This is a genomic window from Ruegeria sp. BF6 (genome assembly GCF_056538665.1).
This window is the reverse complement of the sequence record NZ_JBQFTN010000001.1, coordinates 909,951-931,087: the sequence shown is the minus strand read 5'-3', so window position 1 is coordinate 931,087 and position 21,137 is coordinate 909,951. Positions and strand designations below refer to the sequence as shown.

The window sequence follows — 21,137 nt, the reverse complement described above, 5'->3', positions numbered from 1 at the left end:
AACGCCGCCCGAAGGGGCGGCGTTTTTGGTTCTTCAGATCAGTTTAGTCCCAGCAATGCACCAGAACGGTCATTCCGTTGGCTCGTCGGCTGAGTTCATTGGGTGAGATTTCCGCCGTGGACTGAGCGGGCTGACCAGACACGCCAGCCTTTTCCAAAGCTTCATTCAAGCGGTCCGTCGTTGCCGCCAGACTGACCGAAGCGGGAAGGGTGCGCCCCTCGGACGGGGTGGGCAACAGCATACCGACAACCTGTCCATTGTCGTCGAAGACCGGGCCGCCCGCATCGCCGGGTCGCGCCGCCAATGCAAGGCGCTTCACGCCGTCCTCACCATCCAGGCCCCGCACATCAGTGATCTGGCCATAGGTCAGTGTCGGTGCACCCAACGCGCCCTCATACGAGAAACCCGATACCGCGACATCCGACTGAATGCGCGGCTTGTCGGCGCTGAACTCGGCGATGCTGATCGGCGCAAGGCTGCGGCGCGGGCGTAGAACAGCGACTCCAAGATCGGGGTCAGCCCAGGCCACCTGAACCTCCTGATCGTCGTTCAGGGTGATCCGAGTGCAGCTGTCCGTTGCCTCGGACACGGTCAGAACTGTGCCGTTTGCGTCGGTAAAGAAGCCGGACCGGGACAGGCGCGGTTTGCGCACTTGCAGGCCCGAGACCAGGTCGATTCGCTGATCGGCATCCGCTCCGGCACCGGCGTCCAGCACGGCGCCATTTGTGGTGAAGCTGGCCTTGATCGCGGCCAGAACCCGCGCGCGGCGGGCCTCATCGCCTTCGGGCCAGACCAGAGTAAAGCCCTTGATCTGGTCGTCTTTCAGCGCCGCCTCGGTGTAGGACACGATCCCGTTACCGCGACCTTCCAGCGTGAAACGGTCGCCGCGCAGTTGCCGCGGGCCGTCCAGAGGTACAATCTCCAGCGATTGCATCACTTCATAGAGTGCGCGCAGTGTGGCCTTGTTGCCTTTCTGGCTTATCAGCAACGCCTTGGCGTCCATATCAGTGGTGCCATTGAAATGCGCAAAGGGCGCTTCATAACGGTCAAAGGCGATGACACCCAGCGGCAGGTCCAGTTCAATGCCCGCCTGCGTGTCCGAGTGACGTTCCATGCCGACGCTTATCAGCGGTGCGTTATGGTCATCCATTAGCACCTCGCGCTGTGCCGTTGTCAGGACACCGGTGGGCTCATAGCCATTAAAGCTCTGCCAGTTCCCCATCGAACGCCGGGTGCCTGCACCAAACGCGCCATCGATAGTCGAACTATAAAATCCGGCGGCTTGCAGGGCGGTTTGCAGATCCTTACGCTCTTGCGCGGTCAGCAGACGTTCGGATTGCAGCGCTTGCGACCGTGTCTCATCCGAGGGCTGAGGCGTCAGACCGGCGGTGGATTGGTCAGGTTGTGGTGTGGGCTCAACGGGCGGGGTCACTGCATCCTGATTCAGAGAGCTCGAACCAATGGGCCAGAACTGCTGTCCCAGAGAATTTGAAAACGCGATATAGCTGTCCGCCGGGATCTGTCCTTCAGCCCGGTAAACGCGCAGGACCTGTTCGGCGTCGCTGCGCAAATAGGGACCGATAACAATGGCATACCAGCCAGAGTTCAAGCGGAACCCGTTCACATCGGGCAACACACTCGCATAGGCCTGCGCGCGCTCCTGCGCCTGGCGCAGCGACGGTCGGGCTTCGACCTGTACCCAGACGCCCGCCTCCTGCTGTGCAAAAACGGCGCGCGTGCCGAAGAGAAATAGAAACAAAATTGCAGTGATTACTCGTGTCATTGTCTGCCCGTATCCGCGGTGTTTTGGCTTTGCCGCAGATTACGCGATTTGAGGCGCGGAAAGCCATGCCCGGAGAACGGGGAATTTCCAGTGTGGCTGTGCAGTGACAGCCAGACCCGATTGGCCCGTTGACGCTCCTTGGCCCCTTGCATAGGAAGGACAAAACCGACCGGAACCGGGCGCATGCGCGCCCAAAGGGAATGTCATGACCGAACCGTCCAGCGCACCACGTTCTTTTCAAGAAATTATCCTGCGCCTTCAGTCCTATTGGGCCTCGAAAGGCTGCGCCATTCTACAGCCCTACGACATGGAGGTTGGGGCAGGGACGTTTCACCCGGCGACCACGCTGCGTGCTTTGGGGTCCAAGGCGTGGGCTGCAGCCTATGTGCAGCCGTCGCGCCGTCCGACCGATGGACGGTATGGCGAGAACCCGAACCGGTTGCAGCACTATTATCAGTATCAAGTGTTGATCAAACCCAGCCCGCCGGACCTGCAGGAACTGTATTTGGGCAGCCTCGAGGCCATCGGCATCGACATGAATCTGCATGACATCCGCTTTGTCGAGGATGACTGGGAAAGCCCTACTTTGGGTGCATGGGGGCTGGGTTGGGAAGTCTGGTGTGACGGTATGGAAGTTAGTCAATTCACCTATTTCCAGCAGGTTGGCGGCCATGACTGTGCACCGGTTTCGGGCGAGTTGACCTATGGTCTGGAACGACTGGCGATGTATGTCTTGGGCATCGATCACGTGATGGACATGCCCTTCAACGACCCGCAGTCACCCAGCCCGCTGAGCTACGGCGACATCTTCAAACAAACCGAAGAGGAATACGCCCGTTGGAACTTTGACGTGGCCAACACCGAAGTTCTGCTGCGCCATTTCGAAGAGGCTGAGGCCGAGTGCGCGGCCATTCTGGCGCAGGAACATGACGATCCGAAAACCGGTAAACGCATCGTTATGGCGCACCCGGCTTATGATCAGTGTATTAAAGCGAGCCATGTCTTTAACCTGCTGGATGCCCGTGGCGTGATCTCAGTGACCGAACGGCAGGCCTATATCGGTCGAGTACGGGCGCTGGCCAAACAATGCGCCGACGCGTTTCTGGTGACCGAGGCCGCCGGGTTCGAGGCCTGATGGGGCGTTCATGCCAAACCGGGCAACAGCACTTTCAGGCCGTCCGCAATCATGCTGATAGCGATGGCCGACAGGATCATGCCCATGAAGCGGCTCATGATAACGCGCGCATTGCTCGACAATCGCTTGGCCAAAGCAGACGCGTTCCAGAATGTGATGAACAGCAGAAACAGAACAGCCACGAAGACGCTTGCATAGATGATGGCATCCATGGGCTTGGAAATATGGTGAGCATAAAGGATCAGCGTCGTGATCGTGCCGGGCCCCACCAAAATGGGGAAGGCCAACGGGTAGAAGGCAACCGTAGCGGGTTCGGGGTAGTCCTGTTTTTCCCCCTCGGTGCCGTGGTGCGTGGTGCTTTCTTTGCCGCTCAGCATGTTCAGGCCGATCATCAGAACAACAAGACCACCCGCTACGCGCAGATCGTCCACGCTGATTCCAAACAGGCCCAGCGTCTGGTTGCCGACCGCGGCGAAAGCTGCGCCGAGGATCAGGCAGTACGTCGCTGTCTTCGCCGCGACCTTGCGCTGGTCGGCGGGTGTCAGACCATCGGTGACGCTCAGGAATACGGGCAGGTTGGTGATCGGGTTCATGATCGCAAACAGCGCGCCGAAAAAACCAACGGCAAGGGTCATGTCCATTCCAACAACCTCGTTCCAACCTGTATCAGTTTGGAAACTGGCCCATTTCCCGTGAAGTTGAAAGAGGCCGCGTGATCAGGATGCCCAAAAGATGACCGGAAAACTGCTTGCAATCATCCTCGTCGTATCGGCGGCTTTGGCCGGTTTCGGCATGTATTATTTGCAGGTCTATGGGTTCTACTACGATGTCCCCTCTCAGCGTGGTCAGGATGTTTCCATATTGGTGGAAGGGGCAGAGACCCCGCAGCCAATCCAGTATTCGGCGTTTCAGGCGATTGACGCTGACAGTTCTCCGATCCGGTACCGGGCGTGTTTTTTAACCGATCTGAAGGCCGAAGACTTGGCGACATTCCGGCGAGTTGAAAACCCCGAACCGTTGACTGCACCGGGCTGGTTTGACTGCTACGATGCCGTGGCCATTGCAGAAGCTCTGAAATCCGGGCAGGCGCAAGCGTTCATCGGGGCTAAAAACATCCATTATGGCGTAGACCGCATTGTTGCCGTGACCTCGGATGGCGAGGGCTATGTCTGGCACGCACTGAACAATTGCGGTGAAAAGGCCTATGACGGGACGGTAGTGGGCGAGGAATGTCCGCCCCGGCCTGAAAACTGAGGCTATCATGACCGACGCAGCGCTTCACGTTCCCAATTTTCTGACCGCCACGCTTGGCATTGCGGTCTATCTGATTGGGGCCGAGATCAACGCGCATGTCGCGTTGCTGCGTCAGTTTAATATCCCCGAGCCTGTCACCGGCGGGTTGCTGGCGTCACTTGTGTTGCTGTTTCTGTATCTCGTGGCAGGGCTTGAGTTGACCTTCGATCTCACCTCGCGGGATTTTCTGCTGATTGTGTTCTTTGCAGGAATTGGTTTGAACGCTCGACTTGCGGATTTGATTTCCGGCGGCAAACCTTTGTTTTTGCTTCTCATATTGACGCTGGTTACGATCGTTGCCCAGAATGTCGTCGGTGCGGTCGGCGCCGTCGCCTTTGGTTACCCGGCGCAGGCCGGGGTTCTCTTCGGATCAGCTTCTCTGATCGGAGGGCACGGCACAGCTATCGCTTGGGCCCCCGAGGTCGACGCGGTGACCGGTCTTGGCGGCGCGACCGAATTGGGCGTTGCCGTGGCGACGCTGGGCCTTGTGCTGGCTGCTCTGGTAGGCGGGCCGATTGCCCGCTTTCTGGTCGAAGGCAAAAACCTGACCCCGGAACGCCCTGGCGAAGAACACACGGTCGGGCTGCCGGATGATGCCACTGAGGCCGAGACCAAGATCGATCACCTAACCATCATGCGCGTGCTGCTCTATCTGAATCTGGCGATCATCTTTGGTTACATTCTGAGCGAGGCCATTGCAGCCACCGGGCTGAAACTGCCCTTGTTCGTGCCCTGCCTGATCATGGGGATCGTCATTGCCAATATCCGCACTGCACTGGCGCCCAAGGCTCCGCCAGTGTCGCGCACGCCGTCACTGGCGCTGATCTCGGAATTCTCACTGGGCGCGTTTCTGGCCATGTCGCTGATGAGCCTGCAACTTTGGACTATTGCCGAGCTTGGTCTTGCCATAGCCGTCATCATGACCGCGCAAACCCTATTTGCCGTGGCTTTTGTGATCTGGGTGCTGTTCCCGGTGATGGGCGGTAACTATCGCGCCGCTGTGTTGTCAGCCGGGTTCGGTGGCTTTGCTTTGGGCGCGACGCCGACCGCCATTGCCAATATGACCGCAGTTACCAAGCGATATGGCCCGTCTCCTATTGCCTTTATTGTGCTGCCCCTTGTATCCGCATTCTTTGTGGACATCGCCAATGCCATCGTCATTCAGACGATCGTCAATTTCTAAGGACCGAAAATGCCCGACCTGCTGATCGAACTGTTTTCCGAGGAAATCCCCGCCCGCATGCAGACCCGCGCGGGCGAGGACCTGAAAAAGCGGATCACCGACGGTTTGGTCGAGGCTGGCCTGACCTATGCTGGCGCTGCCGCCCTGACCACGCCGCGTCGCCTGACGCTGGCGATCGAAGGGCTGCTGGCGGAGAGCCCGACCATTCGCGAGGAGCGCAAGGGGCCGAAAGTCGGCGCACCGGACAAGGCTATCGAAGGGTTCTTGCGCGGGGCAGGGCTGACACGTGACCAGCTTGAAGAACGTGAGACTCCGAAAGGTGCGGTCTACTTCGCCACTATCGAGAAAGCCGGGCGTCCTGCTGCCGAGATCGTGGCCGAGGTGCTTGAGGCTACCATCCGCAACTTCCCCTGGCCCAAGTCGATGCGCTGGGGCGGTGGCCCGCTGCGCTGGGTGCGTCCGTTGCATTCGATCCTGTGCATCCTGTCCGACGAAACAGGCACGCAGGTGGTGCCGCTTGAGGTCGATGGCATCACATCCGGCGACACCACTGCAGGCCACCGTTTCATGGCGCCGAACCGGTTTTCGGTCACGTCCTTCGACGACTACGCCGCCAAATTGAAGCGCGCCTTTGTGGTTCTGAACCCCGGCGACCGCGCCGAGCATATCTGGAACGACGCGCAGAACATGGCCTTTGCCGCGGGTCTGGAAGTGGTCGACGACAAGGGCCTGCTGGCCGAGGTCGCTGGTCTGGTCGAATGGCCCGTGGTGTTGATGGGGCAGATCGACGAGGAGTTTTTGGAGTTGCCGCCCGAGGTGCTGCAGACCTCGATGAAAGAGCACCAGAAATTCTTCTCGGTCCGCAATCCCAAAACCGGGCGGATCGAACGCTTCATCACCGTCGCCAACCGCGAAACCGCCGACAATGGCGCGACCATTCTGGCGGGCAACCAAAAGGTGCTGTCGGCCCGTCTGGCCGATGCGAAATTCTTCTGGGAGAACGACCTGCGCGTCGCCAAATCGGATATCGCCCAATGGACCCGCGCGCTGGAGAATGTGACCTTCCACAACAAGCTGGGCACACAGGCTGAACGCATCGACCGCATCGCCGCGCTGGCCCGCGAACTGGCGCCCGTAGTGGGAGCGGATGCGGATCAGGCCGAGAAAGCCGCGCGTTTGGCAAAGGCGGATCTGAGTTCCGAGATGGTCTATGAATTCCCGGAACTTCAGGGGCTTATGGGGCGGTATTACATCGAAGCCGCAGGCGAAGACGCCGCCGTGGCCGCCGTGGCGCACGAGCATTACTCGCCGCTCGGTCCCTCGGACGACGTGCCCACCGCGCCGCTGTCGGTGACTGTCGCGCTGGCAGACAAGCTGGACACGCTGACCGGGTTCTGGGCGATTGATGAGAAGCCGACGGGATCGAAAGACCCTTTTGCCCTGCGCCGCGCAGCGTTGGGGGTAATTCGGTTGGTTTTGGAGAATGAACTTTCTTTGTCGGTCGCTGATGTAATCGAAAAGACTGTGGAAATAGGACAAGCGCCAGAATTGGCTTACATCCGCGATATGCAGACCCATATCGAGGCGAGTAAGGGTAAAAGAGACGTAAGTGCCGCTTTCGAATTTGCGATGACTCGAGCGGAAGGTTGGAAGCCTTTGAATCTTTCGTGGCAAGCTGAGGATGAAAACGTAAACACTCAAACTATGCCGGACCCGGATCTCGTTACCGGAATTTACAAAGACGAGTTTGGTTGGCCCTATTCGTCCTTTAACGGCACCGCGCGCAATCGGGCAGACACATCTTATATGCCCTGGTCGGCAACGACGCCTAAGGGGTTTGTGGATAAGCAAGGCGACCTCATCTCCTTCTTCCACGACCGCCTCAAGGTCTTCCTGCGCGACGAGGGCATCCGCCACGACATCATCGACGCCTGTATCGCGATGGAGGGGAATGACGACCTCAACCTGCTGGTCAAACGCGCCCGTGCTCTGAACGCGGTGATCGCGACCGAGGATGGCGAGAACCTCGTGCAGGGCTTCAAGCGCGCCAACAACATCCTGACGCAGGCCGAGGAGAAGGATGGCGTCGAATACTCCTATGGTGCGGATGTGAAATTTGCCGAGACGGACAGCGAAAAGGCGCTGTTTGCCGCTCTGGACGGGACGCAGGGTAAGATCAACGCGGCGTTAAGGGCCGAGGATTTCCCGTCAGCCATGTCCTCAATGGCCGCGCTGCGTGGTCCGGTGGATGCGTTTTTCGAAGATGTTCAGGTCAATACCGACAACGACATCCTGCGCCGCAATCGCCTGAACCTGCTGAGCCAGATCCGGCAGGTCTGCTCCAGCGTGGCCGATCTCAGCAAGATCGAAGGCTAAGCTATAACGCCCTTGCGCCATTGGTGCAGGGGCTTATGCTGCGTGCAAACCAAAAGGTGCCGCAGTGCAGAATAATCCACATACCACTCTGATCACGTCCGAAGCGCCCGTCACCGCCAACACCCATGGCGGGCGGGCGAAATGCCTGCAACGGCTGGTCCGCCTGGACCTGCCGGTGCCGCGAACTGTGGCGCTGTCCTTTGATGCGGTCCATCGGATTGCGGAGGGTCATGTGCCCGATATCGCGGCGATCCTTGAACAGTTCGATCAGACAGCGCTGCTGTGTGTGCGGCCCAGCTCCGAAGACCCCGATTGGGGCGGCCCCGGCGCTATCCTGAATATCGGCATGAACGACGCGCGTTACGTAGACTTGTCAGATTCGATGGGGGCCGAGGCCGCTGCCGCGCTGTATCTGCGTTTCGTCCAAAGTTTTGCCATCCATGTGGCCCGTCTGGACGCTGATGTATTTGATGATATCGACGCGGATGGCAGGGAGGGGTTGCGCCAGTCCTTGCGAGCCTATGAGGATGAAACTGACGAAGCCTTCCCTCAGGAACGGGGTGAGCAACTGATTGCCGTTCTAAGGTCGATGGCTCGAGCATGGGACGGAACCTCGGCTCGGTTGCTGCGGCAGGCAAAGGGCGCACCTGCGGATGCAGGGCTGGGCTTGGTCATTCAGGAGATGATCCCAGGAGTGGGGCAGGGTGAATGCGGCTCGGGTGTATTGCAACTGGTGGATTCCACAACGGGAATGCCGCAGATCACCGGCCGATACCTGAGCCAGAGTCAGGGGCGGGATGCCTTGGGCGATGGTGTGGCAGCGCTCTATCTGGAAAAGGATCCGCGCGGGAAGTCGTTGGAAGAAGTGGCACCAGAAGCCTTTGCTAACGTCAAGGCCCATGCCGCACTGATGCGCACCAAACTGCGCGAGGAAATGCAGGTCGAGTTCGTGATCGAAAACGACCATGTACACATTCTGGATGGCGTGCGGGTGCAGCGCAGCGCGCGCGCCGCGCTGCGGATCGCGGTTCGGTTGGCTGAAGATGGCATCATTCCACCGCAGGAGGCAGTGATGCGGGTCGATCCGCATTCTTTGAACGAGATGCTGCACCGGCAGGTCCACCCTGAGGCGCACCGCGATGTTTTGACCACGGGTATCGCTGCCAGCCCGGGGGCCGCGACTGGTAAGATTGTGTTCACCGCCGCAGAGGCGCAGGCCAGTGCCGCGCGCGGTGAGCCTTGTATTCTGGTGCGTCGCGAGACAGCGCCCGAGGATGTGCGCGGGATGCACGCGGCCGTCGCGGTGCTGACCGAAAAGGGCGGCATGACCAGCCACGCGGCGGTGATTGGCCGCGGATTGGGTCTGCCCTGTATCGTCGGCGCATCCGAGATGAGGTTCCAGACCAAGGAAAAGCTGCTGACCGCGCCTGATGGACGTGTTTTCACAACCGGCGACACGCTGACGATCGACGGGAGCTCGGGACAGGTATTGGCGGGGCAGCCTGCCATGCTGGAAGCTGCACTGGATGACTGTTTCCAGACGTTGATGGGCTGGGCCGATGACGAGCGTGATATCGCCATCCGCGCCAACGCGGATACGCCGGCTGATGCGCAAACCGCGCGGAATTTTCTGGCGCAGGGGATCGGCCTTTGCCGGACCGAGCATATGTTCTTTGACCCCGGCCGCCTTATCGTGATGCGCGAGATGATCTTTGCGCAGACGTCCTCGGGCCGTGCGGCGGTGCTGGAGCGTCTGCTGCCGATGCAGCGTGAGGATTTCGTGCAATTGTTCCGGATCATGGAGGGGCAGCCGGTCTGTATCCGCCTGTTCGACCCGCCTCTGCACGAATTCCTGCCGACCACACGCAGTGGACAGCGTGAACTGGCCGAAGCTCTGGATCTGCCGGTCTCGGATGTCGAACGGCGCGTGGCGGCGATGACCGAATACAACCCGATGCTGGGTCTGCGCGGTGTGCGTCTGGGTGTAACCGTGCCTGAAATCTACGACATGCAGGCCCGTGCAATCTTTGAGGCAACGCTTGAGGCCAGCAAGGACGGTGCCCCCGTGGTGCCCGAGGTGATGATCCCGCTGGTTTCCGCCAAGCGAGAGGTGGAACTGGTCAAATCCCGTATCGACTCGGTCGCGGCCTCGGTCGCCAGCGAACGCGGAGAAGAATTCGAATATCGCCTTGGTGTGATGGTCGAAACGCCACGGGCCTGTCTGCGGGCTGATGAAATTGCGCCGCACACGTCGTTCCTGAGTTTCGGCACCAACGACCTGACCCAGATGACCTATGGCTTGTCGCGTGACGATGCGGGCCGGTTCATGTCGGCCTATGTGCAGCAGGGTGTCTTTGTCGAAGATCCGTTCCATGTCCTCGATCCGGACGGGGTCGGAGAATTGCTGAAACTCGGGGCCGAACGTGGGCGCCAGACGCAGCCGAACGTTACCCTTTCGGTATGCGGTGAACACGGTGGTAACCCCGAATCAATCGCCATTTGCCGGGATCTGGGGTTTGACTATGTGTCATGCTCACCCTTTCGGGTGCCGGTCGCTCGGCTGGCTTCCGCTCAACTGGCGATTTCGTCCAGACTTGGGGGTTGACACAGGCCAAATGCCCTAGGATTAGTGGTTTTCAGGCGACCTTGTGACGGAATTATTTTTTCGCACGGGCGATTTTCCACTTGCGTTTTCTTCCGAACTGGACGTCCCGGCCAGACTGCGTTAAATGCCTCGTCGCGCCCGCCGGGGGAGGGTACGGCGCGATTTGTGCCTGTGCGAGGTTATCTGATGCTACGATACATACTGGCTGCTGCCACATTGGCGGCAACCGTGCTGCCAAGTGTGTCTTTCGCTGAAAGGGAAGCCACCAATACCGCCGAACGCGAACTTGTTACCCGGACCGATCTGCCCGGACAGAACTTTCGCGACTATCTAACCCTGTTCAAGCCCCGCAAAGAGCTTGAGCCTGTAAAAGTTTCGTATTCGAAGGCTTGGCTGGACCAACAGCCAAAGGCCAAAGGGGACGTGAACTTTGAGTGCTTGGCTGAAGCGCTGTACTTTGAAGCGCGCGGCGAAAGCGTGCGCGGTCAGTTCGCCGTGGCCGAGGTCATTCTGAACCGCGTCAAAAGCAACCGTTTTCCGAATTCGCTGTGTGGCGTGATCAAACAGGGAACAGGCAAAAGATATCAATGCCAGTTCACCTATACCTGTGATGGCCACAAGGAAGTGATCCGCGAGAAAAAGGCCTATGAGCGTGTGTCCAAAGTTGCGCGTGCCGCAATTGACGGCGTCGCCAAGGAACTGACTGAAGGGGCCACACATTACCACACCACTGCGGTGAGACCGTCGTGGTCGCGCGTTTACAAGGAAACCGCGCGCATTGGTGTGCATATCTTCTACAGGCACAACTACCGCACCGCGAGCAACTAAAAGGCATTCCCGCGCTGCCATCTAAGCAGCGCGGGCTGTCGAACTCGGCTGATTGTGGGCCTACAAGCTGGACCCGCCGGCGGTCACGAATTCCGATCAGAGTGGCGTGAATCGAAATGCCGGGGCAGGGCTTAACGGGTGGATTGATCCGAATTGGCTTTCCCCAACGCCGCATTCGGTGTCTGGAATGGCGTTTGAGGCGGTGTTATATGCGCGCGCACCGTATAGTTTTGGCTGATCAGCCCACCAAGCCCGAAAAGGTCCGTTGCATGAGCTCTGAAGTCCGTCTTGCCTTTGCGCACCCGTCCGAGCGGTCCGAAGCGACCGCCACGCGCGGCCCGCTGGACCGCATTTCATTGCGGGATCATATTGTCGAGGTCGAGATCGGCGCGTTTCAGGCCGAGCGTGGCACGACACAGCGTATCTGTTTCAACATCGTGGTCGAGGTGCGCCCGCTGACCGACCCGATTGACGATGACGTGGACCGCATCCTGTCCTATGACCGCGTGACCGAGGCGATTGCGCATGAACTGGCCGCCGAGCGACTGAACCTGCTTGAGACATTGGCGGATCGCGTTGCTGAGCGTATTCTGCTTGAGCCTCAGGCTGTAAGGGCTTTTGTCAGAATCGAAAAACTGGATCGCGGCCCTGGCGCCCTGGGTGTTGAAATTGTTCGCGGCAGGGACGCGATCCATCACGACGTGGTCGAGGAAGAGCGCCCCCATCCGCGGTTGGTGTTTCTGTCGAACGAGGCGATTGCTTCGTCTAATCTGGCCGGGTGGATTGACCAGTTGGAAAACCGTCAACGTCCCCTGATTCTGTGCCTGGGTGCTGCGGATATGGATGTCCCGCAAACCGGCCACGCGATGACGCAGCGCCGAATTGACTTGCTGGCGATTGAACAGAACGCCTGGGTTCTCGCTGCGAAAGATCATCGCTGTGTGGTGGTGTCAACTCGGACCGAACTGGACTGGGCGATGAGGAACGGTCAGATCTGCGTTTGGGCTCCTTCCAAGATCGTGCTGGATGCTGTGGACGGCCCCTCCGCCGCACCTTCGGACGCTGTCGCCTTGGCGGCGTGGTTCGCGGCCACTTTTGAAGCCAGTGAAATGATGGTGATCGGCGGTGCTTTGCCGAAAGCGCCTAAGACACCCCTGCGTGCCATTCCGGTGGATCAGGCGCAGCTGTGACAGAATACTTCCGACCGCTGGTGCAACACGGCCCGGCCCGCCCGACTGGCGCGATGCCTCTTGCGGGACAGCCTTTGTGGTTCACACATGCCGAACGTCTGTCGCGGACGGAAACCCCGATTGTTGTTGCGGCACAGGACATTCCGAGTGATGTGCTTGCACGACTGACCGGGCCGCGCGCCGAGATCGCCGGGTTGGCGATGGATCGGCCTCAGATCATGGGCATCCTCAACACGACACCGGACAGTTTTTCCGATGGCGGCGTGCACAATTCGGTCGAGGCTGCAACGGTCGCCGCGGATCAGATGGCGGCGCATGGGGCCAGCATTCTGGATATCGGCGGAGAATCCACCCGTCCGGGGGCTTGTTACGTACCGGATGATGAAGAAATCGCGCGAACCCAACCTGTTGTCGAGACCATCCGTGCCAACACGCAGGCGCTGATCTCCATCGATACACGCAAAGCCAGCGTTGCGCGGGCGGCGTGGGATGCGGGGGCCGGGCTGATCAACGACGTCTCTGGTTTCACCTTTGACCCGCAACTTGCATCGTTTTGCGCCGAGGTTGATGCCCCGGTCTGCGTGATGCACATGCAGGGCGATCCGGCTACAATGCAGGACGATCCTCAATATGACGACGTTCTGCTGGATGTGTACGATTTCCTTGCCGGGATGGTCGCCCAGTTGGAGCAACTGGGTCTGAACCGCGACCGGATCGTGATTGATCCGGGCATCGGGTTCGGCAAAACGCAGGCGCACAATCTGGCTCTTCTGCAAAACCTCAGCCTGTTCCACGGCATCGGATGCCCGATTCTGCTGGGAGTGTCTCGCAAGGGGCTCATCGGGCAGATCGGTCAGGAGCCGCGCAAGGACGCCCGCGCGCCGGGATCAATCGCCGTGGCATTGGCAGGATTGTCCCAGGGCGTGCAGATCCTGCGGGTTCATGACGTGCCCGAGACCGCTCAGGCCTTGCGTCTGTGGGCTTCCGTCCGGTAATCCCGTCACAGGCAAGAAATTACGGAGTGACACGATGCGCAAGCTGTTCGGAACCGACGGGGTGCGGGGCACCGCCAATACCCATCCGATAACGGCCGAGATGGCCCTGCGTATCGGGGCTGCCGTTGGGCGGTATTTCCGTCGCAATCAATCCGGCGCGCACCGGGTGGTGATTGGCAAGGACACGCGCCTGTCCGGGTACATGTTGGAAAACGCGCTGACCGCCGGGTTGACCTCGACCGGTATGAACGTGCTGTTGCTGGGTCCGGTGCCAACGCCCGCCGTGGGGCTGATGACCCGGTCAATGCGTGCGGATCTGGGCGTGATGATTTCGGCCAGTCATAATCCGGCAGAGGACAACGGCATCAAGTTCTTTGGCCCCGACGGATACAAGTTGTCCGATCAAGCCGAGCTTGAGATTGAGCGTCTGATCGAAGAGGGCGTCAAACCCACGCAGGCTCAAAATATCGGCCGCGCGCGTCGGGTGGATGATGCGCGGTTTCGATACGGTGAACGGGTGAAGTCCTCGCTGTCCCGCGACCTGCGTCTGGATGGACTGAAAGTGGTGGTCGACTGTGCCAACGGCGCCGCGCACCGCACCGCCCCCGAGGTTCTGTGGGAACTGGGCGCCGAGGTCATTCCGGTCGGGATCGCACCGAACGGCAAGAACATCAACCTGAATTGCGGCTCGACCAAACCTCAGCTGGCGGCCGAAACGGTTGTGGCCCATGGCGCTGATGTTGGGATCTGTTTGGACGGCGATGCCGACCGCGTCGTGATGGTCGATGAGTGCGGGCACGTGGCTGATGGCGATCAGCTTATGGCGCTGCTGGCGACCAGTTGGGCCAAGGCGGATCGCCTTGAGGGCGGCGCGCTGGTTGCGACGGTGATGTCCAATCTCGGGCTGGAACGGCACCTGGCCGCGCAAGGGCTGCGGCTGGAGCGGACGGCTGTTGGCGATCGCTATGTCGTTGAACGGATGCGCGAAGGCGGGTTCAATCTGGGTGGAGAACAGTCGGGTCACATCGTTATGAGCGACTATGCCACCACCGGCGACGGTCTGATGGCTGGGCTACATTTTCTGGCCGAGATGGTGCACTCGGGCCGCAAGGCCTCTGAACTGTCGGTGCAGTTCGAATCCGTGCCTCAGTTGTTGAAGAACGTGCGTTATCAGGACGGGCAGAGCCCGCTGGAAGCGGGCAGCGTTAAAGCCGCCATCGCCGATGCCGAAGCGCGCCTGAACGGGCAGGGTCGTCTGCTGATCCGGAAGTCGGGGACGGAACCCTTGATCCGCGTGATGGCTGAATGTGAGGATGATGCCCTGTTGACGCAGGTTGTCGATGGCATCGTGGCCGAGGTCGAGGCGGTCGCGGGTTAACGCCCGATCAGCATCTTGCGCAAGCTGAACCACTGGCTGATCGCCAGCCCGGTTAGGATCATGATCAACGCGATGTAGAACCGAAGGGGCAGCGCCTCGGACAGAATCCATGCGCCAAATATCATCGACCAGATCGGCACCTGATAGTTGACCAGCGTCAGGAAAACAGACCCGGCACTGCGAATGATCGAAACGCGCAACAAGGTGGCGAAGGCGGTGGGTAAAAGGCCCAGCGCTATGATCGCCAGGCCGGGGCGCGTACCTTCCCAGAGGGGGAGGCCCTCGGTCACCAGCATGATGGGCAGCAAGAGCGCCGCGCCAACGACCAGTGACAACGCGGCCAAAGCGACGGGATCAACGGGTGGGCAGCGCCGGGTGAAGATCGACGCGCAGGAATAGCACAGGGCGGCTCCGATACAGGCTAGCTGAGCCAAGGGTTCCGCCCCCTGTCCGATTTGTGCCAGCCCCGGGCCGATCAGTACAAGTGCACCACAAAAGCCCAGAGATACCCCAAGGAGCCTGCGCAGGTTCAGCGGTTCGTCTGAAAAGAAATGCGCCAATGGTAATACCATCAGCGGTATCGCTGCCATCGACAGGCCCGCAAAGGCCGAGGCCACATATTGCTGCCCCCAACTGAGTAACAGGAAAGGCAGCGCAGTCGACAACACGCCAATGATTGCGATGTAACCCCAGAGTTTCGGACTGCCCGACGGCAACTTACGCCCGGTCAGCGACATCATCCCCAGCAAGGTCAAGGCGCCAAGGGTGGTGCGCGCAGTGGCGACAGTGACTGGCCCGTATCCTTCCAACGCCATGGCGACGACCATGAACGTACCACCCCAGATGAGGCCCAAGGTAATAACGCCGCTCCAATCGCGGGATGTGGGTTGGTCAACCATGTTGGGCCTTAAAATCAGGAGGTGTTTAGACAAAAAAGGGCGGCCGTTTGGCCGCCCTTTCGCAAAGAACCGTCAGGATCAGTTCTTTTCCTTGTCGACCATTTTACCAGCCGAAATCCAAGGCATCATAGCGCGCAGTTTCGCACCGGTTTCCTCGATCATGTGCTCGTCATTGGCACGGCGCGAAGCTTTGATGGTCGGCTGACCAACAGCGTTTTCCAGCATGAAGTCACGAACGAACTTGCCCTGCTGGATGTCGTTCAGAACCTCTTTCATACGCGCTTTGGTTTCGTCGTATTTCAGGATACGCGGGCCAGTGACGTACTGGCCGTACTCGGCAGTGTTCGAGATCGAGTAGTCCATGTTTGCAATGCCGCCTTCGTAGATCAGGTCCACGATCAGCTTCACTTCGTGCAGACACTCGAAATAGGCCATTTCCGGCGCGTAGCCTGCCTCGACCAGAGTTTCAAAGCCGCAGCGGATCAGTTCAACCAGACCGCCGCACAGAACAGCTTGTTCACCGAACAGGTCGGTTTCGCATTCTTCACGGAAGTTGGTTTCGATGATGCCCGAACGGCCACCGCCGATGGCCGAGCAGTAGGACAAACCGATTTCCAGCGCTTTGCCGGTTGCGTCGTTGTTGACGGCAACCAGGCAGGGCACGCCGCCGCCTTTGACATATTCGCCGCGCACGGTGTGGCCCGGGCCTTTGGGGGCCATCATGATGACGTCGACGCCTTCTTTCGGCTCGATCAGGCCAAAGTGGACGTTCAGACCGTGGGCGAAGGCGATGGCCGAGCCGGGCTTGATGTTGTCATGCACGTATTTCTTGTAGGTCTCTGCCTGCAGTTCGTCGGGCATGGTGAACATGATGACGTCGCACCAGGCCGCCGCTTCGGCGATACCCATGACTTCCAGACCTTCGGCTTCGGCTTTCCTGGCCGATGCGGAACCTTCGCGCAGAGCGACGACCAGGTTCTTCGCGCCCGAGTCGCGCAGGTTCAGCGCGTGCGCGTGACCTTGCGAGCCATAGCCCAGGATGGCTACTTTTTTGTCTTTGATCAGGTTGATGTCGCAATCGCGATCGTAATAGACGCGCATGATTCCGGTCCTTTCTGTTACGGTTGCTGCGCTTTTAGTTCGGTGTGGCTTGGTTGGCGAGCGTTGAAGCATTGAGTATTTGGAGAAAAGGTGAAAAGTTATTCGCGAAAGTACGAATTAGAGAATAAATCATGCTTGATGACATGGACCGACGCATTCTGCGTCATTTACAGACCGAACCGACCCTTTCCATGGCCGAACTGGCCGAGCGGTGTGGCATCAGCCAGGGCGTGTGTTGGCGCCGGGTCGAGAAGATGCAGGCCTCGGGCGTTATTCAGGGGCAGGAGGCGATCATTGACTGGGCGGCGCTGGGATATGCTGTTGAGGTTTCGTTGCGCGTGACGCTGGACAAGACCCAGCCCCGTGCCTTCGATGAATTCACTGCTGCTGCGCGCGATGTATCAGAAGTAATCGAAATCCAGACTTTTCTGGGCCGTGTGGATGTTCGTCTTTCGGTGCTGGCACGCGACATGTCACACTATCAGCAAATCTACCGCGACCGCATTCTGACCTTGCCGCACATCGCCGATATCGAGGCGCTGATGCATATTGCGCGAGTGAAGCGAAACGAGGTTCTACCGGTATGATTGAGCTTGATGAAACAGACCGCCAAATCCTACGAGCGCTGGTGCAGGATGCCACTCAGAGTGCTGGAGCCCTGGGTCGTAAACTTGGATTGTCGCAGCCTGCGACCTGGCGGCGTATCAGGCGGTTGGAAACGGCAGGAGTAATCCGGGGGCGTCGTCTGCGCCTGAATGCCGAGGCGTTGGGATTCGGCGTGACAGTCTTTTTGGGGGTCAAACTGGCCCGCAAAGGTCAGGTCAGTCTGGAAGATTTCGAACGTGCCGTCAGCGCCATCCCCGAGGTTCAGACGGTCGAGCACGTCCTTGGCCTGTACGATTATCGCCTTCGGGTTGTCGCCCGCGACCTGTCCGACTTTGAGCGGGTTCTGCGGCGGCGGATCATGACCCTACCCGGTGCCGGGGACGTCGAAGCCAACGTCCTGCTTAGCGAAGAGCGATTACCCGGTCCGATCGGTTAGGGTCAGTATCTGGTGCGAATGCAATAGCCGGGATGATGGGTCATTCGGGCGAAGGCCATCGGCTCACCATCTTTCCAGGTCGTGCGTTCAAGTTGGATCATCGATGTGCCGGCCGTGGTTCCCATGAATTCGGCCAATCTCCCGTCGGCGGAAATCGCACAGAATGCAACCTCTGCTTCGGTAAAGGGGGCTATGTTCAGCAGCCATTCATGCGGGCCTTGCGAGGTCAGATCGGCATTCTCGACCTCGGGTACGGTATCGATGTTGATCCAGCGCTCTTCCAGCTGAAATGGGCGGTTGTCGGCATAGTGCATGCAGATCACATGCAGCACGCGCGCGTCTGGTGAGACACTGAGTTGCGAGGCCAGCCAACCGGGACTGGACACTACATTACGTTCGACAAGAGCATAACGATAAGTCGAGTTTTGATTCTCAACGGCCTGGCGCGCCAGCGAAAACTCGAGTTTCGCGTGTTTGCTGGGTTCTTTTTTGACCCGCGTGCCGCTTTTGCGCTTACGCTCAACAAATCCTTGATCGGATAACTCCCGCAGGGCGCGATTTACGGTCGCGCGCGCGCAATTGAATTCTTCGGCAAGCTGCGTTTCCGTCGGCAGCAAAGATCCCTGAGGCCAGATTCGGCTTTCAATACGACGTTTAACTTCGTCCCGTACAACCTGAAAACTGATCCGCTTTTGAGCAGTCACGAGGAGCAAAACCTTTCTTCTACAAAGTGTATGTATCTGTTCAGAAACACCTCTGGGTGTAAAGGGGTGGTGACACTATTTGGCGTCACTTCGGGGGTTATATGGTGCAGTTTCGAACCTAAAATTCACGGGGAAATAAAGTTCCGTGGCGTCAATTGTCGGCGCAAGAAAACTGCTTTACCAATCTCGCCAGAAGATTCACGTTGCCCGAGTACTGTTTGAAAGGACAAATCATGCCGGCGCTTTTGGATAGCATTGACCCCAATGGGCTCGAGGAGTTCTCGGTTGTTTTCACCGACCGTTCCCTGAACCACATGTCGGCCCGGTTTCAGACCGTCATGCGCGACATCTCAAACATGCTGAAAGATGTCTACAACGCGGACGGTATTGCCGTAATCCCGGGCGGTGGGACCTATGCAATGGAGGCCGTGGCCAGACAGTTCGCACGCAAAGCCAACGTTCTGGTCGTGCGTAACGGATGGTTTTCCTATCGTTGGAGCCAGATCGTCGAATCCGCAGATCTGACGGCGTCGGCCACGGTGCTCAAGGCGCGTCAAACCGGCAATTCGAGCCCATCTCCGTTTGCACCAGCACCGATCGAAGAGGTGGTATCAACTATTCGAGAACAACGTCCGGATGTGGTGTTTGCTCCGCACGTTGAAACCGCAGCAGGTCTGATTCTGCCGGATGACTATGTGACCGCCATGGCGGCGGCTGCGCATGAGGTTGGCGCGTTGATGGTGCTGGACTGCATCGCCTCTGGCTGTGCTTGGGTCGACATGAAGGCAACTGGAGTGGACGTCCTGATCTCAGCCCCGCAGAAAGGGTGGAGCGCTTCGCCCTGTGCCGGTCTGGTCATGCTATCCGAACGGGCCGAGGCGCGATTGGAGGAGACGACCTCTGATAGTTTCGCCGTTGACCTGAAGAAATGGCGTCAGATCATGCAGGCCTATGAGAATGGCGGGCATGCTTATCACGCCACGATGCCGACTGACGCGCTGCAGGCGTTCCGGGATACGATGAACGAGACCCGCGATTACGGTTTTGAAAAGCTACGCGATGCGCAATGGGCTTTGGGCAACGGTGTACGGGCGATGCTGAAGGACAAGGGCATCGTGTCTGTGGCCGCCGATGGGTTCGGTGCGCCGGGGGTTGTGGTCAGCTATACCTCGGATCCCGAGATTCAGAACGGCAAGAAATTCGCCGCCTTGGGTATGCAGATCGCTGCCGGTGTTCCGCTGCAATGCGATGAGCCCGAGGGGTTCAGTACCTTCCGTCTGGGTCTGTTCGGGCTGGACAAGCTGTATGACGTAGATGGCACAATTGCTCGACTCAAGCGCGTGCTGGATCAGGTACTGTGATCTTCTGAGTGACCTGGGGGCCTCAGCGTACGCCGAGGCCCATCTGCATCAACGTCTTGCGCACAGGAGGCAGAGAATAGAGCGCATTCAGCCCCATCGCCCGCGCATCGCGCAGTGGCCGTGCCTCGATCATCGAGGCGCGGTTCAGCAAGTCGATGCCTTTGACGCGCATCTCGATCTTCGAGTGGCGGGCTTTGTGGTAGGCGTCCAGCATTTGCGCATCGCCCAGACCTTCGGGTCGAGCCTGGGCGAGGTCCAACAGAGTGCGCAGATCACCTAGTGACATGTTCAATCCTTGCGCACCGATGGGTGGCACCACGTGGGCGGCCTCAGCCATCAGGGCGATGCGCTCGCCCGAAAGTCGTTCCGCCGACTGACTAATAATCGGCCAGATGGTTCGGCGCGATGCCAGTTTCAACGGCCCGAACAGCCCGCAGGATCGTTCGGTCATCAGAGCTTCGAACGCCTCGGCTTCGGTGTTCAACAGTTCAACCGCGCGAGGACCGCGTTCCATCCAGACAATCGCGGATGAGGGCTGACCCTGCCAATCGGGCAGGGGGACCAGTGTGAACGGCCCGCCCGAGCGGTGTATCTCGGTCGAGACGTTTTCGTGCGGGATCGGGTGCGTAACCGCAAATGCCAGCGCCTTCTGGCCATAACGAGTGGTGTGCACGTTGATCCCCGCGGCCTCGCGCATCGGGGAATTGCGCCCGTCCGCGGCGACCACCAGTTTGCAGCGTATACGGCTGCCATCGCTCAGGCCCACGCGGGCCTCGGCGGTACGCGTGAACAGGCTGACGGTGCCTGTGCCGGGGCGGAAATCGACATTGGGCAGTTCGGTCAGACGGGCCACCATCTCGCGCCGCAACAGCCAGTTGGGCAGGTTCCAGCCAAAGGGCAGGTCCGAGATATCGGCGGCGTTGAAATCGCGCACCACGCGGGGTTCGGGCACATCGCCGCCCGCATCCACGATGCGCATGATCTGCAGGGGGGCGGCGTGTTCATCCAGTCGCTGCCACAACCCGCATTGTTCCAAAAGCCCATGCGCCGGTTGCAGAAACGCCGTAGTCCGTAGGTCGGATCCGTCCACGTCACGCTCGGTAATGGGCGGAGTGGGGTCGACGCAAACTACGTCGAACCCGGCAGCTCCAAAGGCCGCTGCAGCGGTCAGTCCGGCGATTCCTCCGCCGGAAATAAGAATGTCACAGCTGTCTTTCATGGCCTTGGTCTCCGAAATCTTGGGCAGAAACTAGTTCGGTTACAA

Annotated in this window: 18 protein-coding genes; 12 read left to right on the top strand and 6 right to left on the bottom strand. The window is 59.5% G+C overall.

Features of this window, described 5'->3' with window-relative positions; all coding sequences use genetic code 11:
* Positions 1 to 43 precede the first annotated feature (43 nt).
* The gene (locus ACR0IM_RS04640; RefSeq protein WP_480680988.1) at positions 44 to 1,783 is read right to left on the bottom strand and encodes a serine protease; all 1,740 of its coding nucleotides are present in this window, start codon (positions 1,781 to 1,783) and stop codon (positions 44 to 46) included.
* Positions 1,784 to 1,988: 205 nt separating this feature from the next.
* Here ACR0IM_RS04640 and ACR0IM_RS04635 point away from each other — a divergent pair, with 205 nt between their 5' ends.
* The gene (locus tag ACR0IM_RS04635; protein ID WP_480680987.1) at positions 1,989 to 2,918 is read left to right on the top strand and encodes a glycine--tRNA ligase subunit alpha; all 930 of its coding nucleotides are present in this window, start codon (positions 1,989 to 1,991) and stop codon (positions 2,916 to 2,918) included.
* An 8-nt stretch (positions 2,919 to 2,926) separates the two neighbouring features.
* Here ACR0IM_RS04635 and ACR0IM_RS04630 read toward each other — a convergent pair whose 3' ends face one another.
* On the bottom strand, positions 2,927 to 3,559 hold the full coding sequence (locus tag ACR0IM_RS04630; RefSeq protein ID WP_480589614.1) for a MarC family protein: 633 nt from the start codon (positions 3,557 to 3,559) through the stop codon (positions 2,927 to 2,929).
* Positions 3,560 to 3,650: 91 nt separating this feature from the next.
* Here ACR0IM_RS04630 and ACR0IM_RS04625 point away from each other — a divergent pair, with 91 nt between their 5' ends.
* The 8 genes from ACR0IM_RS04625 (at position 3,651) to glmM (ending at position 14,766) form a co-directional block, all read left to right on the top strand.
* On the top strand, positions 3,651 to 4,172 hold the full coding sequence (locus ACR0IM_RS04625; RefSeq protein WP_480680986.1) for a DUF6446 family protein: 522 nt from the start codon (positions 3,651 to 3,653) through the stop codon (positions 4,170 to 4,172).
* A gap of 7 nt (positions 4,173 to 4,179) precedes the next feature.
* Positions 4,180 to 5,394 (top strand): sodium/glutamate symporter, encoded by a 1,215-nt coding sequence (gltS, locus tag ACR0IM_RS04620; protein ID WP_480680984.1) that lies wholly within the window; start codon positions 4,180 to 4,182, stop codon positions 5,392 to 5,394.
* Between the two features lie 9 nt (positions 5,395 to 5,403).
* A complete protein-coding gene (gene glyS / locus ACR0IM_RS04615) occupies positions 5,404 to 7,770 on the top strand; it encodes a glycine--tRNA ligase subunit beta (RefSeq protein ID WP_480680982.1) in 2,367 nt (788 codons plus the stop codon).
* A gap of 64 nt (positions 7,771 to 7,834) precedes the next feature.
* Positions 7,835 to 10,375 carry a putative PEP-binding protein gene (locus ACR0IM_RS04610; protein ID WP_480589618.1) on the top strand — a complete coding sequence of 847 codons (2,541 nt, stop codon included), beginning with the start codon at positions 7,835 to 7,837 and terminating at the stop codon, positions 10,373 to 10,375.
* 186 nt (positions 10,376 to 10,561) lie between these two features.
* Entirely contained in the window at positions 10,562 to 11,203 is a 642-nt protein-coding gene (locus tag ACR0IM_RS04605) for a cell wall hydrolase (protein ID WP_480640652.1), read from the top strand.
* 269 nt (positions 11,204 to 11,472) lie between these two features.
* A complete protein-coding gene (locus ACR0IM_RS04600) occupies positions 11,473 to 12,393 on the top strand; it encodes a dihydroneopterin aldolase (protein WP_480680981.1) in 921 nt (306 codons plus the stop codon).
* Positions 12,390 to 13,388, top strand: coding sequence for a dihydropteroate synthase (gene folP, locus ACR0IM_RS04595; protein WP_480680980.1), 999 nt, complete (start codon positions 12,390 to 12,392; stop codon positions 13,386 to 13,388). The genes ACR0IM_RS04600 and folP overlap by 4 nt, the downstream gene beginning before the upstream one ends.
* A gap of 34 nt (positions 13,389 to 13,422) precedes the next feature.
* Complete coding sequence (glmM, locus tag ACR0IM_RS04590; RefSeq protein ID WP_480589622.1) at positions 13,423 to 14,766, top strand: phosphoglucosamine mutase; 1,344 nt, start codon at positions 13,423 to 13,425, stop codon at positions 14,764 to 14,766.
* On the opposite strand, the gene ACR0IM_RS04585 is transcribed toward glmM, so the two are convergent.
* The gene (locus ACR0IM_RS04585; protein ID WP_480680978.1) at positions 14,763 to 15,665 is read right to left on the bottom strand and encodes a DMT family transporter; all 903 of its coding nucleotides are present in this window, start codon (positions 15,663 to 15,665) and stop codon (positions 14,763 to 14,765) included. The genes glmM and ACR0IM_RS04585 overlap by 4 nt on opposite strands.
* Positions 15,666 to 15,743: 78 nt before the next feature.
* Positions 15,744 to 16,766 carry a ketol-acid reductoisomerase gene (gene ilvC / locus ACR0IM_RS04580; protein WP_480589624.1) on the bottom strand — a complete coding sequence of 341 codons (1,023 nt, stop codon included), beginning with the start codon at positions 16,764 to 16,766 and terminating at the stop codon, positions 15,744 to 15,746.
* Positions 16,767 to 16,897: 131 nt separating this feature from the next.
* Between ilvC and ACR0IM_RS04575 the strand changes: the two genes are divergently transcribed.
* Entirely contained in the window at positions 16,898 to 17,353 is a 456-nt protein-coding gene (locus ACR0IM_RS04575) for an Lrp/AsnC family transcriptional regulator (RefSeq protein ID WP_480680977.1), read from the top strand.
* Positions 17,350 to 17,808, top strand: a complete 459-nt coding sequence (locus ACR0IM_RS04570; RefSeq protein WP_480589626.1) for an Lrp/AsnC family transcriptional regulator — start codon at positions 17,350 to 17,352, stop codon at positions 17,806 to 17,808. The genes ACR0IM_RS04575 and ACR0IM_RS04570 overlap by 4 nt, the downstream gene beginning before the upstream one ends.
* A gap of 2 nt (positions 17,809 to 17,810) precedes the next feature.
* Here the strand turns inward: ACR0IM_RS04570 and ACR0IM_RS04565 are convergent, their stop codons facing one another.
* Positions 17,811 to 18,512, bottom strand: coding sequence for a GntR family transcriptional regulator (locus tag ACR0IM_RS04565; protein ID WP_480589627.1), 702 nt, complete (start codon positions 18,510 to 18,512; stop codon positions 17,811 to 17,813).
* 233 nt (positions 18,513 to 18,745) lie between these two features.
* On the opposite strand from ACR0IM_RS04565, the gene ACR0IM_RS04560 reads away from it, so the two are divergent.
* Complete coding sequence (locus ACR0IM_RS04560) at positions 18,746 to 19,873, top strand: aminotransferase class V-fold PLP-dependent enzyme (RefSeq protein ID WP_480680975.1); 1,128 nt, start codon at positions 18,746 to 18,748, stop codon at positions 19,871 to 19,873.
* Positions 19,874 to 19,895: 22 nt separating this feature from the next.
* Here the strand turns inward: ACR0IM_RS04560 and ACR0IM_RS04555 are convergent, their stop codons facing one another.
* Complete coding sequence (locus ACR0IM_RS04555; protein ID WP_480680974.1) at positions 19,896 to 21,092, bottom strand: UbiH/UbiF family hydroxylase; 1,197 nt, start codon at positions 21,090 to 21,092, stop codon at positions 19,896 to 19,898.
* Positions 21,093 to 21,137: the final 45 nt, after the last annotated feature.

What these genes read in the sequence shown, in the direction of transcription:
- ACR0IM_RS04640 (WP_480680988.1), bottom strand. Translation starts at nt 1,783, where the DNA reads ATGACACGAGTAATCACTGCAATTTTGTTTCTATTTCTCTTCGGCACG.
- ACR0IM_RS04635 (WP_480680987.1), top strand. Translation starts at nt 1,989, where the DNA reads ATGACCGAACCGTCCAGCGCACCACGTTCTTTTCAAGAAATTATCCTG.
- ACR0IM_RS04630 (WP_480589614.1), bottom strand. Translation starts at nt 3,559, where the DNA reads ATGGACATGACCCTTGCCGTTGGTTTTTTCGGCGCGCTGTTTGCGATC.
- ACR0IM_RS04625 (WP_480680986.1), top strand. Translation starts at nt 3,651, where the DNA reads ATGACCGGAAAACTGCTTGCAATCATCCTCGTCGTATCGGCGGCTTTG.
- gltS (WP_480680984.1), top strand. Translation starts at nt 4,180, where the DNA reads ATGACCGACGCAGCGCTTCACGTTCCCAATTTTCTGACCGCCACGCTT.
- glyS (WP_480680982.1), top strand. Translation starts at nt 5,404, where the DNA reads ATGCCCGACCTGCTGATCGAACTGTTTTCCGAGGAAATCCCCGCCCGC.
- ACR0IM_RS04605 (WP_480640652.1), top strand. Translation starts at nt 10,562, where the DNA reads ATGCTACGATACATACTGGCTGCTGCCACATTGGCGGCAACCGTGCTG.
- ACR0IM_RS04600 (WP_480680981.1), top strand. Translation starts at nt 11,473, where the DNA reads ATGAGCTCTGAAGTCCGTCTTGCCTTTGCGCACCCGTCCGAGCGGTCC.
- glmM (WP_480589622.1), top strand. Translation starts at nt 13,423, where the DNA reads ATGCGCAAGCTGTTCGGAACCGACGGGGTGCGGGGCACCGCCAATACC.
- ACR0IM_RS04585 (WP_480680978.1), bottom strand. Translation starts at nt 15,665, where the DNA reads ATGGTTGACCAACCCACATCCCGCGATTGGAGCGGCGTTATTACCTTG.
- ilvC (WP_480589624.1), bottom strand. Translation starts at nt 16,766, where the DNA reads ATGCGCGTCTATTACGATCGCGATTGCGACATCAACCTGATCAAAGAC.
- ACR0IM_RS04575 (WP_480680977.1), top strand. Translation starts at nt 16,898, where the DNA reads ATGCTTGATGACATGGACCGACGCATTCTGCGTCATTTACAGACCGAA.
- ACR0IM_RS04570 (WP_480589626.1), top strand. Translation starts at nt 17,350, where the DNA reads ATGATTGAGCTTGATGAAACAGACCGCCAAATCCTACGAGCGCTGGTG.
- ACR0IM_RS04560 (WP_480680975.1), top strand. Translation starts at nt 18,746, where the DNA reads ATGCCGGCGCTTTTGGATAGCATTGACCCCAATGGGCTCGAGGAGTTC.
- ACR0IM_RS04555 (WP_480680974.1), bottom strand. Translation starts at nt 21,092, where the DNA reads ATGAAAGACAGCTGTGACATTCTTATTTCCGGCGGAGGAATCGCCGGA.